The organism is Labrys methylaminiphilus subsp. lupini, assembly GCF_051161885.1.
Taxonomy (GTDB): Bacteria; Pseudomonadota; Alphaproteobacteria; order Rhizobiales; family Labraceae; genus Labrys.
In genome coordinates, this window is record NZ_JBMDIH010000002.1 from 1,834,534 (window position 1) to 1,851,827 (window position 17,294).

The 17,294-nt window shown below is 59.7% G+C and carries 13 protein-coding genes and 2 pseudogenes; 5 read left to right on the top strand and 10 right to left on the bottom strand.

Features of this window, described 5'->3' with window-relative positions; translation table 11 throughout:
- Window positions 1–23 precede the first annotated feature (23 nt).
- On the bottom strand, window positions 24–1,865 hold the full coding sequence (locus ACN6KF_RS34065) for a M60 family metallopeptidase (RefSeq protein WP_434961379.1): 1,842 nt from the start codon (window positions 1,863–1,865) through the stop codon (window positions 24–26).
- Between the two features lie 960 nt (window positions 1,866–2,825).
- Here ACN6KF_RS34065 and ACN6KF_RS34070 point away from each other — a divergent pair.
- Together ACN6KF_RS34070 and ACN6KF_RS34075 are read left to right on the top strand one after the other, a co-directional pair.
- The gene (locus tag ACN6KF_RS34070; RefSeq protein WP_434961287.1) at window positions 2,826–4,118 is read left to right on the top strand and encodes an HdeD family acid-resistance protein; all 1,293 of its coding nucleotides are present in this window, start codon (window positions 2,826–2,828) and stop codon (window positions 4,116–4,118) included.
- Window positions 4,119–4,251: 133 nt separating this feature from the next.
- A complete protein-coding gene (locus ACN6KF_RS34075; RefSeq protein WP_434961288.1) occupies window positions 4,252–4,848 on the top strand; it encodes a hypothetical protein in 597 nt (198 codons plus the stop codon).
- Window positions 4,849–5,033: 185 nt separating this feature from the next.
- On the opposite strand, the pseudogene ACN6KF_RS34080 reads toward ACN6KF_RS34075, so the two are convergent.
- Window positions 5,034–5,306, bottom strand: a pseudogene (locus tag ACN6KF_RS34080) (DDE-type integrase/transposase/recombinase); the annotation flags it as partial.
- A 373-nt stretch (window positions 5,307–5,679) separates the two neighbouring features.
- Between ACN6KF_RS34080 and ACN6KF_RS34085 the strand changes: the two are divergent.
- Window positions 5,680–6,084, top strand: a pseudogene (locus tag ACN6KF_RS34085) (LysR family transcriptional regulator substrate-binding protein); the annotation flags it as partial.
- 254 nt (window positions 6,085–6,338) lie between these two features.
- Here ACN6KF_RS34085 and ACN6KF_RS34090 read toward each other — a convergent pair.
- From ACN6KF_RS34090 to ACN6KF_RS34110, 5 genes are all read right to left on the bottom strand, one after another.
- Complete coding sequence (locus ACN6KF_RS34090) at window positions 6,339–7,118, bottom strand: SDR family oxidoreductase (protein ID WP_434961289.1); 780 nt, start codon at window positions 7,116–7,118, stop codon at window positions 6,339–6,341.
- Window positions 7,111–8,001: an aldose 1-epimerase gene (locus tag ACN6KF_RS34095; RefSeq protein WP_434961290.1), complete on the bottom strand. Its 891-nt coding sequence runs from the start codon at window positions 7,999–8,001 to the stop codon at window positions 7,111–7,113. The genes ACN6KF_RS34090 and ACN6KF_RS34095 overlap by 8 nt, the downstream gene beginning before the upstream one ends.
- A 13-nt stretch (window positions 8,002–8,014) precedes the next feature.
- On the bottom strand, window positions 8,015–8,965 hold the full coding sequence (araH, locus tag ACN6KF_RS34100; protein ID WP_434961291.1) for an L-arabinose ABC transporter permease AraH: 951 nt from the start codon (window positions 8,963–8,965) through the stop codon (window positions 8,015–8,017).
- 12 nt (window positions 8,966–8,977) lie between these two features.
- Window positions 8,978–10,489, bottom strand: coding sequence for an L-arabinose ABC transporter ATP-binding protein AraG (araG, locus tag ACN6KF_RS34105; RefSeq protein ID WP_434961292.1), 1,512 nt, complete (start codon window positions 10,487–10,489; stop codon window positions 8,978–8,980).
- Window positions 10,490–10,724: 235 nt separating this feature from the next.
- Entirely contained in the window at window positions 10,725–11,717 is a 993-nt protein-coding gene (locus ACN6KF_RS34110; RefSeq protein ID WP_434961380.1) for an arabinose ABC transporter substrate-binding protein, read from the bottom strand.
- Between the two features lie 258 nt (window positions 11,718–11,975).
- Between ACN6KF_RS34110 and ACN6KF_RS34115 the strand changes: the two genes are divergently transcribed.
- Both ACN6KF_RS34115 and dgoD read left to right on the top strand, forming a co-directional pair.
- Entirely contained in the window at window positions 11,976–12,665 is a 690-nt protein-coding gene (locus tag ACN6KF_RS34115) for a FadR/GntR family transcriptional regulator (protein WP_434961381.1), read from the top strand.
- A 15-nt stretch (window positions 12,666–12,680) separates the two neighbouring features.
- Entirely contained in the window at window positions 12,681–13,829 is a 1,149-nt protein-coding gene (gene dgoD, locus ACN6KF_RS34120; RefSeq protein WP_434961293.1) for a galactonate dehydratase, read from the top strand.
- Window positions 13,830–13,859: 30 nt separating this feature from the next.
- Here the strand turns inward: dgoD and ACN6KF_RS34125 are convergent, their stop codons facing one another.
- From ACN6KF_RS34125 to ACN6KF_RS34135, 3 genes are read right to left on the bottom strand one after another with little or no spacing between them, the layout of a single operon-like run.
- Window positions 13,860–14,597: a FadR/GntR family transcriptional regulator gene (locus ACN6KF_RS34125; RefSeq protein ID WP_434961294.1), complete on the bottom strand. Its 738-nt coding sequence runs from the start codon at window positions 14,595–14,597 to the stop codon at window positions 13,860–13,862.
- 47 nt (window positions 14,598–14,644) lie between these two features.
- Window positions 14,645–15,550, bottom strand: coding sequence for a dihydrodipicolinate synthase family protein (locus tag ACN6KF_RS34130; protein WP_434961295.1), 906 nt, complete (start codon window positions 15,548–15,550; stop codon window positions 14,645–14,647).
- Between the two features lie 8 nt (window positions 15,551–15,558).
- Window positions 15,559–17,271 carry an IlvD/Edd family dehydratase gene (locus tag ACN6KF_RS34135; RefSeq protein ID WP_434961296.1) on the bottom strand — a complete coding sequence of 571 codons (1,713 nt, stop codon included), beginning with the start codon at window positions 17,269–17,271 and terminating at the stop codon, window positions 15,559–15,561.
- Window positions 17,272–17,294: the final 23 nt, after the last annotated feature.

Sequence of the window (17,294 nt, forward strand, 5' to 3'; positions counted from 1 at the left end):
GAGAAAAAGTAACATCAGTTCACTCATTCGGGACGCCGCACGAAAGGATGGTCGCCGACAGGCGGCAGGTCGACGCGGCGAAGCTCGGCCTGCGTTGTTGCTGCGACAGGAAGATCCCAATCACGGAAGAAGCGGGAAAGATCGCGACCCGCAACGATGCTGGTCCGCAGCACAAAGGCCTGCAGGCGACGATCATCGTCCACCGTATCCGCAGCCACTAGCGGATGGGCCCGGTAATATTGATGGAGCCGCGGATAGAACTGTGGCCCTAATCGCTGGCGCAATTGCTCATAAATGCCTGCCCTGGACAACGTTCCACATTCGTGGATGTCTTGAGAGTCTTCGTTCCGATCCGGCAGCCCATCAGTCCCTGGCGTGAAATAATGCACGACCGAGCGCCAGGAGGTTTTCCCGGCCTTGCTGTCAGTCATCAACCATTCAGGCGCGACACCAAGCCTCTCTGCAGCATGGAGGGCGTAAATTCCTGCAAATTCCTCACCCATGATTTCTCTGGGCCAATGGGACTGTTCATAAGATTGCCCGGTCACGCACCATATCGACCACGCCGAGCGCATGCTCTTCCTTGTGCGCAACAGGTCAGCCATGCTTGCTTCAGACACGTGGATCACGCCGTCGTCCGCAACGATGGCGCGGCGTCTGCGTGGTCGAGCGACCGCGTCTTCCTCCTGCCGGTAATGAAGCCGCAACGGCGAGGGTTCGTGCAAGGCGGAGGATCCGTCGAGTCCGGAAACCTCATTGTATAAAGCGACCAAGCGTTCGATGAACCCAAGAATAGCGGCAGGATCCTGGTCTTCGAACCGCTTGTGAACCGCGCGCGTTGCCGTAATGATCGCATGCTCGCTGACGAACTCCACGACAGGTGCCGAGGCGGCCTGGGACAGCATGGTCAGCCAATCTGGAAAGCGGGTCTTGCCAAGAACATAGAGCGGAATTGGCGTGCCCCCGGCCACCTCGACCTGCAGCGGAGGCGGCGCAAACGCGCTGAAACCGGTGTCGAGATAGCGAAAATAGACCAGCCCATCGCGCTCGATCGCAAGGTCCGTGCGGCCGGGCGCGGCATCAACCTCCTGCAGGAGCGAGATTGATCCGCTTCTCTCCTGGCCATTGGCGGGTGCCACGAGGATCGCTAGGCCATCGGGAGGAGTGACCTGTCCCCGCACGATGACCGAAAGGGTCTCGCCAGCATATACATAAAGGCCGCTGGGCTGGTAGTCCGATAGGCGCAGACGGTCGAGACGCGCTTCCTCGCTCCGCGCCGACGGTAGGGCTGTAATGTAATATCGCCGGCTGAGATTGTCGTAGGCTGAGGCAATTTTGACTTCGGATGGCCTCGAGCGCTCGACGGCCGGATAGAGAAGCCACTGGCCGCCCGGCTGCCCAGCAATTGGCTCAAGAATGACCTTTGCCTGATTGTGTTCTTGGGCTCCGGCAATGGTCATCCTCCTGGCTCCACCGCAAGCCTCGATCCGATGCCCCCTTCCTTCCGGCTCGACGGTCCAGCCCCGGTCGAATGAACCGGCATCCGGTAGGAGTTTGACCTCAACATCACTCTCTCTGTCGCAGTTTGCGGCCAATAGTGACCTGCCATTGTATTTGGACCGAATCTGATAGAGGCTTTTGCCGCCCTCCCCTTCGATGGCCATGAGGGTCCAGAGCTGTGCGGCATCAAGCCCCGGCTGACGCGGCGCCTGGCCAAGCGTTGCGCCCTCGCCGCTCTCATTAGTGACGGTGAGCGCTTCCAGCGTGGGCATTGCAACCAAGAAGTAATCCCCTTCCAGACGCTCCTCCGCACCGCAGGCTTGCCAGGGCACCACGGACAGCAATACCAGGGCGAGCAGGCGCATCACGCTTAACCCCGGCGCACGCCTAACTTTGTTACTGCTTGGCGAGACCTCGGCGATTATCATCGTAGAACGGCCGGTCTCAGACGCAGGCTTGGTGCAATGTCATGTCCTCGATCCGATATGGACGCCGGGCCGCCGGAGATGCTTCCCGCGCCTCCAAACGCGCTCAGCGCAAGTAGTTGCGGCAGCACCTGCGCAGGCCGACTCGATAGCCTGCAGAGCCATGCTGGCCGCATGTGCCGACTGGAAGATAAATGACCACCCCATACCATGCCGCCTCTTACCTCTGTCCCATCACCAGGGACGACTATGCGAACAGCCCCACTTGGATCCGACCAAGAACGTAGCGAAATTCTATGGTAATTCAGAAATATATATTATTAACTGCAAGAATAACTTCCATTTTTTGACATGAAATTATCAGAAAGATCAGAATTTGTTATACCGAAGAAGACGCTGAAGCGCTTGGAAACTTCTACCAGCACAAACGGACCTCGGAAGTGCGGAGAGTGACATATTCCTCGTATGCACCTGAAATCGCAATGAAATTTTACTTCTACTGTGGTGAAAAAAGTCACGAACCGCCCAAATGTCTTGTAATCTCAGCTGGCCATACCTGTAGGGGCATAGTGAAGGATGCCCACGAACTATCAAAAAATGACCGAATTACCATGAATCTTACAAAATCCACATGATCCCACAACCCGGATATGGCCATTGCCGATCAATGCTGATCATGTTCGCTGCTCTTGAGAAACAGGACTAAGCCCAATTCATGCAGCAGCAGGTGGCATCGAGCGAGGAACAGCCCCCAATTGTGGCGCCCCATCAGCCGGCGCATCGCCAACTGCTCACCGCATATTCCCGCGCAAGTAGGAGAAGAGGCGGCAGACCCGTAAGGCTGCCTAAGACTGGCATCATCAGATTCGAACGAATTATAGTATAGTTACGGCGCGTCGTATGTTTCAGATCATCACTCTTCTTCTTGGCCGCGATATCATCCAGCGCCGCGGACTGATTGTCGCTGTTGTTGGGTGGGCATGGCTGATGCTCGGCACAGTCATCATGATCGATGCCCTGGACGGGCATACGTGGGTTCGCCCGCATTTGTTCGGTTACCTCATTATTCCGGAGGGCGTTGTGAGTATCATCGCCGCCTTTGGCCGACGCGGTACCGCCCGAAAGTTGCGTATAATCAAGGGTATTGCCCTCCTGATCGGGGCAGCGCTTATCCTCAGCCACTATCCCGGACACAACTTCATTCTAGCCATCGCATTGGGACTTGCATTCCTAGTCGACGGAGCCATGCGCATCGCCAGTGCCTATGTCGTCCGCTTCCCCGGTTGGCGGAAATCACTCGTCGCGGGCGTCCTGGAAATCCTGATCGCGATCATTACCCTTGAACCCTGGCCGACCTGGTACGAGGCGACCATCGGCTTCAACGTCAGCATCATCCTGATCATTTCAGGGCTGGCCCTAATTCGGATCGCCAAACGGATCCGTGAACTCCGGCCAGACGCGCCGATAAGCGCCCTTTTCACCGACGATCCCGTCCTGCCGGCATTTGATCTCGGGCCCTCCGATCCGCAGGCGAACCGAGGGGATCTGGTAGTTCATGTTTGGACACCCACCGGATCGGCATCGACGCCCCTGCATCGGGCCCCGGTCGACCGCTACATCGCCGCGGTCGATCAGAACGGCGTCATTTCGACCGGGCATGCCGCGCTGGAAATGGCGAACATCTATGTCAGCCACTATCCAGCGGCAGAGATCGAGAGATCGCCTGACGATTTCCGTCGCGCCCTGCGCGCAACCAGCGACAATGACGTACCGGGGCGCTTCCTGCCCAGCTACCAGGAAGAAGCGGCCGGATGGTGTCCTTCAACGGTGCAGGTCATCTTCAAGAATTTCAGGGCTGATCGCCTGCGCGCCTTCTGGTCCGCCTATAATCAAGACACTACCTACAATCTGACGCACCGAAATTGCTCCAGCACGGTCGCGAATGCCCTGGACGCTGCGCTCGAGGGCATTTTGGCCCAGCATCCGGGGAAGGCCGTATCTGTGCTGAAAATGATCACCAGCCCGGAGCTTTGGGCAGCATCACTCATCCGCGAGCGCGCGGAAAGCATGGCGTGGACACCGGGCCTCGTGCTTGACTATGCTCGGGCCCTCAATGCTCTCGTGCACCCCGAACCGTTCAACTGGAGCCTATTTGGCCTTTTCAGGCGCAGTTCACCTGTGTCTGGAGGCTGATGCCGCCAGACTGACCGTCTGGGATCTTCTAGCAAAATGTATTGCAGCGATACGTGCTGAGCTCGACACGTTGTAACCCCGCTTTTGGCGAAGTCAGTTTGACGCCGGCTCGTTTGAAGGACACTCAGCCAAAATGACCAGCGCATCCGACTTGCTCCCAACTGAGGCTTTTTCTCATATCAGGATTGTAGTTGGCATGATCGTCGGACTGTGCATCTCACGGCTACTGACCGGGATCGCACGCCTCGTCCAGCATCCAAGGAAGAGTGAGCTTTATTTAGTGCATCTGATGTGGATCACATTTACGCTGCTGACGGTGGTCCACTTCTGGTGGTTTGAGTTCAGTTTGCGCATGAGCAGCATCTGGAGCTTCGGGGTTTACGTATTCGTTCTATTTTATGCCTCGTTACATTTCATTCTGAGCACATTCCTCGTGCCGGATAACGGCCGCGAATATACAGAGTATCGCGATTATTTCATTTCTGCACGGAAGTACTTTTTTGGATTCTTAGCAGCATTCTACGTGGCTGACCTGCTGGATACCCTCCTCAAGGGTTGGCAGCATTTCCGCAATCTTGGCCTGGAGTATCCGCTGCAGATCGCGATTTTCGTTCTGCTAAGCCTTTACGCCAGCCATACTGAACGACGCTCATTTCACGCCATCTTCGCTGCAGGTGCACTGCTGTATCAAGTATCGTTCGTTGCCCGAAAATTCGCCGTTCTGGCTTGATTGGCGCAGTACGAACAGCCGGAGACTGGAGTCAGCAGATCACTCCATTCGTGCATTCGAACCTGGACTTCGGTGACTTCGGTCGTGTCCCAATGCGCGGTGTAGCTGAGGGTTGTCATCGGCGATTGCCGGTTCTGTTGCAAAATGGAAGAAGAGACGCCGAACTCCAATCCATTAACTCCGTGTTACGCAGCGAGAATCTCGAATTGTTCGGCGAGCGACGGAGCCGGATTATAGGCGTCCCTTGCTTGTCGTTTTCGCATCATGTGGATCATCTCAATCCCATCCAGGATGTTCGCGGCGCAAGTCGTTGATTTGAAACCAAGCATGGAATGCACACGGCGCTTGATGCGCCGGTGATCCTGCTCGATCCGGTCGTTGAGATACTGGCTCTGCAGTATGCGGATCGACTTCAGCGCTCTCCGTGATCGATCCCGTAGCCGCTCCTCGCCGTCACAGACTCTTCAATGAGAAAGGGCTGCTTGCAGCAATGGCACCCCTCTTGCCCGCACTCTTCGCGGTTGCCCATAATGCGGCATTATATCGACATTGATCATTGGAGAGACGTGTAATGGCGAGCTACGAATTTGAACTAGCTTCGCCCCCAGAACCGGGTTTCGGTCGGGAGTTGTGGCTGATGCAAGCGGCCGGACTCATTCTGTTCGAGGATGTCGCCTGTCCGGTATCGAGATGGTTCACATGATGCGCAAAACACAGGCAAGATACGCCTACAATCCCACCCCTTTGATTTCCGAGCAGTTCGAAATCCTCGCCTCGTGACCGCAGGCGCGAATGACTCCGGCGTTGCTATCCTGAGTTTGCGACAGAAGCGTCGCTTTCGCTGCAACCGACTTCGACCTTGGCGGGCGCAAGAGGCTTTCCCTTGCGGATCTGGCCGCGTTGCCGCTTGTCATCCGCGAGCGCGGCTCCAAGACACGCAAGCGCCTGGAGGATGGGGCGGCTGATGCCGGCATAAAGCTAAAATATGCAATCGAGGCAGAGGGGCGGGAAGCGGTTCGCGAGATCGTGGCCTCGGGCGCCGGCCTCGGCTTTGTCTCTCAAGCCGAGTTCGGCAATGATAGCCGGCTTACGAGGATCCCGATCTCCGGCCCTCCGATGCTGATGGAAGAAGCGCTGGTCTGCCTGAGCGAGCGAAGCGAGGCAAAGGCCATTCGAGCTTTTTGGGGCATAGCGCGTGAGTTTGCGCACGTCGCATCAGCCGTCACGACGAAGTAAGTCTCACGCTTTCATTGTGTGTCGCGATAGTTGGTGAAGTACGGCGCCGAGAGACTGGAGCCTCGCCGCGGTCTGGAACGCCGGCGAGACCTTCAACGCGAATTTCAATTCTGGTCGCCAGCGCGGCGTTGGTCCCATGCCGTCGACCATCGGCTCGGATCGCCACCGCGGCAGCATGGTCGACGCCTTCCGGTCAATCGCCCAGGATGGCGTGAACGAATCGTCTCTTGGTCTTGAGCGTTCCTCTGTGAAGTTCAGGCCGGGTGCTGCAATTGGCTGAGCCCGCCGTCGACGACGAGGCACGCCGCGTTCATGAACGGGCACTCGTCGGAAATCATGAACACTGCGGCAAGTGCTATCTCGCGTGCCGAGGCGATGCGGCCGCTGGGATGGAGCGCCATCGTATTGGCACGCGCTGAGGCGGGATCGGGAAAACCATTCCAGTAGTCGATGGCCTTCTGTGTTTCGACATAGCCCGGAGCCAGTGCATTCACGCGAACGCCCTGCGCCGCATATTCGAGCGCCAGCGATTTCGTCAGTCCAAGCAGAGCGTGCTTGGCGACAGGATAGGGGAAGGTGTGCGGAATGATGGTGAAGCCATGGGTCGACGCGATGTTGAGGATTGCCCCGCCGCCGCTTGCGATCATCCCCGGCAATACCGCCTTGCTGCAGTTCCAAGCTCCCTTGACGTTGACGTCAAAGTTAAGTGCCCATTGCTCTTCGCTCGCATCGAGCGGCGTGGAGAATACATTGACCCCGGCATTGTTGATCAGTGCATTGACCGGGCCGATCTGTTCATCCGCCTGTTTGACGGCAGCGGCGATCGCACTTTCGTCGCGAATATCAGCCGACATATGTCCAACCTGGCCCTGCGGGGCCGAGAGACTGGCGACGGCCGCGTTCAATAGTCCGCTGTCCCGGTCGACCAGGAACAGCTTTGCTCCCTCGGCGAGACATGCCTGGGCGATTGCCAGCCCGATACCCTGGGCGCTACCGGTCACAAGGATATGTTTGCCGGCCAAGCGCTCAGCCATGGGCTTCACTCCAATCGAAAACGGTCATTGCAAATCCCGCACGGAGACTGTCGCCGGGAGATAGCAACGCCAATCCCATCGGCTCGGTCTCGAAATGCTTCAGCGCATTGGGGCTGTGGCTCATCGGCTCCAGGCAGAAGAAGTCGCGCTTGCCGTTGGGCGCAAAGAGCATGTAGCGATCGAGCATGCTATCGGCGGCAATATCGACGCCGAGTTGACGCTCGGGCCATACGATGCGTGCGCTGCCATTCCAACCTTCGAAGCAATTGTTCAGCCAGCGATCGGGCAGTCGGCGTGCGGTAGAGAAATCGACGTCGCCGACAAGGGCGCCTCTGGAGCCGGGTAGATGTGCATCTCGTTCCGTCCACCATGCGGTGGCCGGTGCAAGAAGGGTTGTCTGCGGTGTCAGCGGAAAGAAGGGATGAAAGCCGATGCCGAACGGCAGGTCGATCCTGCCTGTATTAGTCACCGACAGCTGCAGTTCAAATCGTGCGTCGGCGACGCGAAACCACTGCCGAGCCTGATAGGCATAGGGCGAGCCGAGGATTTCCGGCTTGCTGAACGCAAGTTCCACGCTATCGGCCCGGTGCTCCCTGACGTCCCATCTGGCCTGCCAGCCGTCGCCATGAATGTAGAGCGGATCATTCGTATTGCGGGCGAACGTGAAGGTTCGGCCGCGGTAGGAGAATGCATTGCCTTCGACGCGGTTTGCAATTGGCACCAGCGGAAAACATGCAGAATCTTTTACGTCGAATGCGACCGCGCTCCGGCAGGGACGCAGGAACGGTACGCCCTCGACGGTATACGCGTCGACGACGGCGCCTCCGCAGGGGCTGATCCGAATTCGCAATCGCTTGCTGTCAAGGGGGATCCAAGCGGACATGCCTTTTTCCGACTCAGCGCCGCCCCAGGGCTGACGAGCGCAAATTGTCGAGCAGCACGGCCAGGAGCAGGATCACGCCACGCACGATATACTGGTAGAAGGCCGGTATGTTGAGAAGATTCATCGCATTCTCGGCGATGCCCATGATGAGGACCCCGACGATCACGCCGGATATGGTGGCGCGGCCGCCAGCAAGCGAGACGCCGCCGAGCACACAGGCCGAGATGACGGACAGTTCAAGCCCTACCGCCGAATTGGGTTGACCGGAGGTGATCCGCGAGGCCAACAGGATGCCCGCAATGGCGCAGATGCCCCCCTGTAACGCGAAGATCCAGATCCGCGTCATGTCGACATTGACCCCGGCCAGCCGCGATGCTTCGGGGTTGCCGCCGATGGCCAGCGTATTCTTGCCGAAAACGGTGCGGTTCAGCACGAAACCGAAGATGCAGAACAGTATGGCGAGCACCCAGATTGGTGTGGGGATGCCGACGAATTTCGAGAGCGCCAACTGGTAGAAATCCGGACTGTTGATACCGACGGCGCGCCCGTCGGAAGCAATCAGGGCAAGGCCACGCACGATCTGCATCGTGGCCAGTGTCGTGATGAGCGCATTGATGTGGAATTTCGCAATGACGAAACCGTTGACGAAGCCCACGAAGGTACCGCAGGCGATTGCCGCTACAAGGCCGAGCAGGATCGACCCGGTCGCGTTCGATGCCATGACTGCCACCATGCCGGCAAAGGCGACGATCGAACCGACCGACAGGTCGAAGTCGCGTGCCGCCAGGCAGAACATCATGGTGCAGGCGACGATGCCGACCGTGACGACCGATTGCAGCAGGCCAAGCATGTTCCTGTCGGTGAGGAAGTTCGGCACGAATACCGATACGAGTGCGAAGGCGACGATGAAGATGACGACGAGACCCTGTTCGCCGAGCAGAATCTTATTCAACCGATCGGTCATGCAATATTGTCCTCAGGATGCGATCGCGTCAGGGGTTTTCTTGTCGGGAAGAGCGGCCGCCAGGATCATCCGCTCTGCAAAATTGCTGCGCGTGAGTTCGGCGCTGATGCGCCCGCCGCACATCACAAGGATGCGGTCGCAGATGCCCATCACTTCCGGCAGTTCCGACGACACCACGACGATCGCCATACCGCTTTCGGCAAGCTGGTAGAGCAATTCGTAAATCTCTGACTTCGCGCCCACATCGATGCCGCGCGTCGGTTCGTCGACGATCAGGACCTGGATTCCTTGCTCGGATAGCCAACGGCCCAGGATGACCTTTTGCTGATTGCCGCCTGAGAGGTTGACGATGTCCTGCTTGCGTGAGGGCGTACGCACCTTGAGTTTCTTGATGAACGTTTCGGCGGTTGCCGCTTCGCTCGCACGATCGAGCACCCCGAGGCGGCTGCGATGGCGGCGCGAGGAGATGTTGATGTTCTCTTCGATCGAGCGGCCCTGGATGATGCCATCATGCTTGCGGTCTTCCGAACACAACACGATGCCGGCCCGGATCACGCCGCGTGGATCGCTGGCATGGACCACCTTGCCGTTCACGGTGACCGTGCCGGTCGAGCGCGGGTCGGCTCCGAACACCAGTCGCATCAATTCCGAGCGCCCGGCCCCGACCAGGCCAAAGAAGCCGAGAATTTCACCGGCCTTGACCTGGAAGCTGGCCGGTGTCCTGAACCCGCTGCCGGAAAGGGCTTCGACCTTCAGGCGGGTGTCGCCCATTGCGCGCGGGCGAAAGCCCCAGATATCAGCGATCTCTCGGCCGACCATTTCGGCGACGATCTGGTCGCGCGTGACGTCTTTGAGCGAGGCATGGTGTGCCGCAAGCTTGCCATCGCGTAATACGGTCAGGCTGTCACAGAGCCGGAATACTTCGTCGAGCCGGTGCGACACATAGAGGATGACCTTGCCTTCACGGCGCAGGCGCTCGATCAAGGCAAACAGAATCTCGCTTTCGCGCGAGGAGAGTGACGAGGTTGGCTCATCCAGAGCGATGACCCGCGCATCGATCATGATCGCCTTGGCGATTTCGACCATCTGTCGTTCGCCGATCGACAATGACTTCACCTTGCGACGCACGTCGATGTCGATGCCCGCCGCTCTCAGCTTCGCACCGACATCTTCGAACATCGTGCGGCCTGCGATGATGCCGGCGCGGGCAGGAAAACGGCCAAGACAGAGGTTTTCAGCCACCGTGAGTTCCGGAACGAGCTGCAGCTCCTGGTGAATGACGATGACACCATTGTCGAAGGCATCCCTGGTAGAGGCGTAGGCCTGAACCCTGTCTTCGATGCGTATCTCGCCCTCGTCCGCATGCTGATCGCCGGAAAGAATCCTGATCAGGGTGGATTTTCCCGCCCCGTTCTCCCCCATCAACCCATGCACCGCGCCCTTGTCGACGCCGAAGGAGACGCCGGAAAGCGCGCGGACGCCGGGATAAGTCTTGGTGATGTGCGAGAATTGGAGAAAGGACACGGGCCAAGCCTCCTTGCCACTAAGGATTCGCCTATCAATAAGCGGTCAAATTGGCTCGACCTTTGTCATTGCCGGGGTTGACCCGGCAATCCACCCCCTTCAGGCATCGAAGACGGTGCCGCTGGATGCCCGGGTCAAGCCCGAGCATGACAAAAGTGGCGCTTCAGTTATTTCCAGACAATGCCTAACAACAGGCGGCAGATTCATTCGCCGCCTGCCAATGCCTCGGTGTGGCTTACTCGATGCCGAGATCCTTGCGGACCTGCACGTAGGTGTCGCGTTTGGCAACGGCCCCCGATGTCAAGATCAGCTTCACCGGTTCCTTGTCGTTCTTGACCCACTCGTACATGTTGAGTGCCGTCTCGTAGCCGTGACGCTTCGGTGAGATGATCACCGAGCCGACGAATCCGGTCGCCGCAGGCTTCTTGAACTCGTTGATGGCCGAGTCCGCGCCACCGATGCCGACAGCAATCACGTTGCCGGCCGGAATGCCCACGCTTTCCGACGCGCGCACTGCGCCCAGCGCCGCTTCGTCGTTCAGGCCGAACGCAACCCACTTCTTGATATTGGCATGGCTGTTCAGCACCGTGGTAGCAGCGTTCAGCGCAGCTTCGGTATCCGTCTTGGCTTGGGGCGCATCAAAGATGTTCGCGGCCTTGAAGCCGTTCGCCTTGAGGACCGAAATCGTTCCTTCGACACGGTCCACCGCAGTCGGCAACTGGTCATAGGAGACGCGGATCGCGCCAACTTCTTCGGGTTTCCATCCGCGTGCCTTCATCTCATCGACGATGGTCTGGCCGACGGCCTCGCCGATCTTGGTCGCCGAAATGCCCATATGTGGCACGGACTCGATTGGCTTGCCGTCGGCGCCCACCAGGCGGTCGTCTACGGTCATCAGCTTGAGATTGTTGGCTGCCGCCTTGGCGACGATGCCAGGGCCGAGCTTGACGTCGGGCGTGCAGACGATGAAGCCCTGGACGCCCTGGGCGCCGAGATTGTCGATTGCCGACATCAACTTCTCACCGTCCTCCGCGCCGATCTTGACGAGGGTGAAGCCCTTTTCCTTGGCGGCCTGATCGGCGAACTTCCACTCGTCCTGGAACCATGGCTCTTCCGGTTGCTTGACGATGAAGCCGATCTTGCTGTCCTGGGCATGGGCCGAGGCGATCGTCGTGACTGACAGCATGGCAAGCGCGCCCGCGACGAGCGCGGTCTTCAAAAGTCGCATCATTCCCTCCCCGCAATTGGCCGGGCGTTCAGCCCAAGCGCCCGAGTCTCTATTTGTTTTCATCATACCTGTCAATTGATCTGGTATGATAATTAAGATACATGCACTGATCAGTGGTCGCTGGTGCAAATCATCTGCATCCGTCAAGGTCGGGCCGGTCATACGCAAACAAGGAGGATGCGCCTTGGAGGAGAGGCTGGGGTGATTGAAGTGCCGAAGAGAGCGCAGAACGAAGGTGCCACGCGCCGCCCGCGCGTCATGCCGGATGTGACAAAGGCGATTGCCTCTGACATCTTTTCCGGGCGCTACCCCGCAGGATCATCCTTGCCGACCGAAAATGATCTCGGCGTTGAATACGGCGTGAGCCGTACCGTCATCCGTGAGGCCCTGAAAGTCCTGGCGGCCAAGGGGCTGGTGTTGTCGCGGCCCCGCATCGGCACCATCGTGTGCAACGAGGATGACTGGAACATCATCGACCCGCAGGTGCTTGCCTGGCATGCGCCGCATGCGCTGGACGACAAGCTTTTCGATGCAATCCTGGAGACGCGGCGCGCCATCGAGCCCCTGGTCGCAGAACTGGCCGCCACACGCGCAACGTTGCAGGAGGTTGCCGACCTCGAGGCGGCTTGGCGGGGGATGGCTAGTGCCGGTGAGGATCTCGTTGCGTTCTCGCGTTCCGACATTGCCTTCCACCAGATCGTCTACAGCGCCAGCCACAATCCAATCTTTCGGCAGATCGGCAGCTTGATCGATACGGCGCTCAAATTCTCGCTGGAGGCCACGGCGGTGATTTCTCTGGATCGGCGCACCGAGGCCGTGGCCGCACACCACGACGTCGTGGAGGCATTGCGCATGCGCGACGCCGAAGCGGCGCGCAGGGCGGCGAACAGAATTCTCGACCTGGCGGCACGCGACCTCGTCAGCGCCAAGAGACTCAAAAAAGACTGAGACAGGGCACCGTCCATGAAGATCACCTCGCTCACGACCTATGTCGTTCCGCCGCGCTGGCTGTTTCTAAAGATCGAGACCGATGCCGACGTTGTCGGCTGGGGCGAGCCGGTCGTCGAAGGCAGAGCACTGACTGTTGAGGCGGCGGTCAAAGAACTTGCAGACTACCTGGTCGGCAAGGATCCCCGCCTGATCGAGGACCACTGGACGGTGATGCATCGCGGCGGCTTCTACCGCGGCGGAGCGATCATGATGAGCGCCATCGCCGGTATCGATCAGGCACTGTGGGACATCAAGGGCAAAGCTCTCGGCGTGCCCGTGCATGAACTGCTCGGCGGCAAGCTGCGCGATAGGATCAAGGTCTATTCCTGGATAGGCGGCGACAGGCCGGCCGAGGTGGCGGCGGGCGCAAAGGACGTCGTGGCTCGCGGCTTCTCCGCGCTGAAGATGAATGGCACCGAGGAACTGCAGATCGTCGATGGTCATGACAAGATCGACGCCGCGGTCGAACGCGTCGCCATGGTGCGCGAGGCTGTCGGACCCGACATCGGTATCGCCGTGGATTTCCACGGTCGCGTGCATCGGCCGATGGCGCGCATTCTCGTCAAGGAGCTCGAACCCTATAGGTTGATGTTCATCGAGGAGCCGGTGCTCAGCGAAAACCGCGAGGCGCTGAGAGAGATCGCGGCGCTTGGTTCAATGCCAATCGCGTTGGGCGAACGTCTCTACAGCCGCTGGGACTTCAAATCCGTATTCGAGGAAGGCGTCGTCGACATCATCCAGCCGGATCTCTCTCATGCCGGCGGTATCACCGAATGCCGCAAGATCGCGGCGATGGCCGAAGCCTATGACGTCGCTGTTGCGCCGCATTGCCCGCTTGGCCCAATCGCCCTTGCCGCATGTCTGCAACTCGATGCGGTGAGCTACAATTGCTTCATCCAGGAGCAGAGCCTGGGCATCCACTACAACGCCGCCAACGACTTGCTCGACTACGCCGCTAACAAGGATGTCTTCCGCTACGAGGACGGCTATGTCGCCATTCCGGATGGTCCGGGCTTGGGCGTGGAGATCGACGAGGCCTATGTGAAGGAGCGCGCCAAGGAAGGGCATCGCTGGCGCAATCCGGTTTGGCGCCACAAGGACGGCTCGTTCGCCGAGTGGTGAGCGCCTCCTGCAAAGATCATTGGCGAACCGTCACGGTCTATTGAAATTCCGCTCATAAGTATCTGCGATCAGATCGCTGGCCGCCTTGCTCGCGGTTTCCGCGTCGCGCCTCTCGATGGCCACGGCTATCGCCTCGTGCAAGGCGAGCGCGTGGCGCATTCCTCCGAACTTCTGGAACGTCTTTGGCACGCTGATCGTCAGGGCGGCGCGGATGACCGACGCGACGGGCAGAAGGAAACGATTATGCGCCGCCTGGATGATTCCCAGATGGAAGGCGATGTCGGCGTCCATCGCCAGGCGCGGATTCTTGTGATCTTCCGCCATCGTGGTCAGCGCGATGCGGATCTGGGCGAGATCGTCTGCCGTTGCCCGTTGCGCCGCCAGTCCCGCGGCCAGCGGTTCAATGGCTGATCGGATCTCGAACAATTCCTGCGCCAACGCGTGCTCATCCTGGGCGCCATGCCAGGACATCACCATTGGGTCGAGAGTGTTCCAGAATTCGGCAGAACGGATCGTCGTTCCGATGCGTTGCTTGGCTTCCGTGAACCCCTTGCTGGACAATAAGGTCAGAGCCTCGCGTAGCGTTGTGCGGCTCACTTGCAATTGATCGAGAAGGTCACTTTCCTTGGGGAGCTTGTCTCCGGGGCGCAATTCGCCCTGAATGATGCGCCGCCCCAGACGTGCGGCGATCTGAGCCGGCAGCCCGCGTTCAGTGGCCGAAAACGGTTCCATGGCCTTGCTCTTGGCTGGTTCGTGCATGTCTGTCATGTCGCCAGCACCTTTCGCCTACGGGGTAAGAAATAACGCCCTAGCGCCTATTCCGGCAATTCGTTCAGCTGAGCCCGGAAGCGTTCCACCATGACAAGGCCGATCTCGGTGGGCCGCAAGGCCGGGGCGCGGTCATGGACGGGAATGCCCGCGCGAGCGCCGAACAGACGCTTGCCATAGCAGATCAGATTCTCGATCCCCTGCATGACGAAAACCGCCGCCGGCAGCATTTTTTCGTAGTGCATCGTCGCGCCGGCTTCGTCGCCGGTGTGAAAAGCCCTATAAGCGCGCACCGCGTAGTCAATGCAGTCCGGCGCCAGGATCATGCCCTTGCAGCCGACACGCAGATTATCGATGAGTTCCAGGCCGCCGCGTCCGTTGAACACCGGCACGCGACCTTCGGTGCGTTCGATCAGGTTGGCGATGTCGACGACAGGCCCTTCGCCCTTGATCAGCCGGATGTTCGGGTGCTGCGTGACCAGATCTCGGATCTCGTCGGCGCTCAGCCCGCGCCCGAAGAAGGCGGGTGCATTCTGGATCGCCAACGGCAGGTCTGTCTTGTCCGCGATCCGGCCAAAAAAGCGGATATATTCCGCTGCGCCATACGATCCGCCCGCAGGGGGCTGCAGGATGACCCAGTCCGCGCCCACGCTTTCGGCATGGCGCACCTGCGCAATCTGCTCCGCGACCGACGAGCCGGAAATGGTGAAAGCGAGAGGTACGTGACCTGCCGTATCCTCTGCCGTCCAGTCCATCAACGTGCGCCGTTCGACTTCGCTCAGCTTCGAGACCTCCGTTGCCAGGCCGAGAGCGGCCATGCCGTGGACCCCGGATGCCAGGCAGATCTGGACCTGTTTGCGCATCGCCTGTCGGTCGAGTTTTTCTTGGCTATCGAAGAGCGCGTAGAGAATGGCGTGGATGCCATGAAAATTGTCAGAAGCGAATTCAGTCATGAGCGATCTCAGTGGCTTTCGCGCGGAATGACATGGCCGCGGCAGCCGACGAGGAAATCGAGGTCGGCACCCCGGTCCGCCTGCAACACACGCTCGACATAGAGGCTTTGGTAACCGCCCTTCATTGCCGGCAATGGAGGCGTCCACTCGCTACGCCGCCGGGCAAGCTCGCCGTCCGACACCTCCAAATGCAGCTTGCGGGCCTCGACATCGAGTTCGATCATATCTCCCGACCTGACAAGCGCCAGTGGTCCGCCAACCGCGGCCTCCGGCGCCGCATGCAGCACGACGGTTCCGAAGGCAGTTCCCGACATGCGGGCGTCGGAGATGCGGATCATGTCGCGAATGCCCCTCCTGAGGAGCTTCTGCGGTAGCGCCATATTGCCAACCTCGGCCATACCGGGATAGCCCTTCGGGCCGCAGTTCTTCAGCACCATGATGCAGGTTTCGTCGATGTCGAGCGCCGGGTCGTCGACACGCGCCTTGTAGTCGTCGATGTCCTCGAAGGCGACGGCGCGGCCGCGATGCTTCATCAGTTCGGGCGAAGCGGCGGATGGCTTGATGATGGCGCCACTCGGCGCCAAATTGCCGCGCAGGACCGCAATGCCGCCGTGAGGCGTCAGCGCCTTGTCGCGCGGGCGGATCACGTCCGGGTTGTAGTTTCTGGCCTCGGCGATGTTCTCGCCCATGCTGCTGCCGGTCACCGTCAACACGTCGAGATCGAGCAGGTCGGCGATCTCCTTCATCACGGCGGGAATCCCGCCCGCGTAACAGAAATCCTCCATCAGGAAACGGCCGGATGGCATCAGGTCGAGAATGGTCGGGACATCACGGCCAAGGCGATCCCAGTCGTCCAGCGTCAATTCGGTGCCGATGCGGCCTGCAATCGACAGCAGATGCACCACGGCATTCGTCGAGCCGCCGATGGCGCCATTGACGCGAATGGCATTGGCGAATGCCGACTTGCCGAGGATTTTTGACAGGCGCAAATCCTCATTGACTATCTCGACAATACGCCTGCCGGTCATGCGCGCCAGCCGGTTGCGATGCGCATCGACCGCCGGATAGGCTGCGTTGCCCGGCAAGGCAATGCCAAGTGCCTCGACCATCGAGGCCATCGTCGAGGCCGTGCCCATGGTCATACAGTGGCCGGGCGAGCGCGACATGGCGCTTTCGGCGCTGCCGAACTCCTGAGTGCTCATGGTGCCGGCCCGCACGTCCTCGGAAAATTTCCAGACGTCGGTGCCGGAGCCTATCTCGCGGCCCTGGAAACGGCCGTTCAGCATCGGCCCGCCGGAAATGACGATCGACGGCAGATCGCAGGAGGCGGCGCCCATGACCAGCGACGGTGTGGTCTTGTCGCAACCGGCCATCAACACGACGCCGTCCATCGGATTGCCGCGGATCGCCTCCTCGACATCCATCGATGCAAGATTGCGGAACAGCATCGCCGTCGGTCGCAAATTGGACTCGCCGCATGAGAAAACCGGGAACTCGAGCGGCAGGCCGCCGGCTTCCAGCACGCCGGCCTTGATGTGTTCGATCAACCCACGGAAATGCACGTGGCACGGCGTGAATTCGGAGAATGTATTGCAGATGCCGATAACCGGGCGGCCATCGAAGGCGTCATCCGGCAATCCATTGTTCTTCATCCAGCTACGGTGGATGAAGGCGTCCTTGCCGATGCCGCCGAACCAGTGTTGCGAGCGCCTTTTCGTCACATCGTACTCCAAATCCCGGCAAA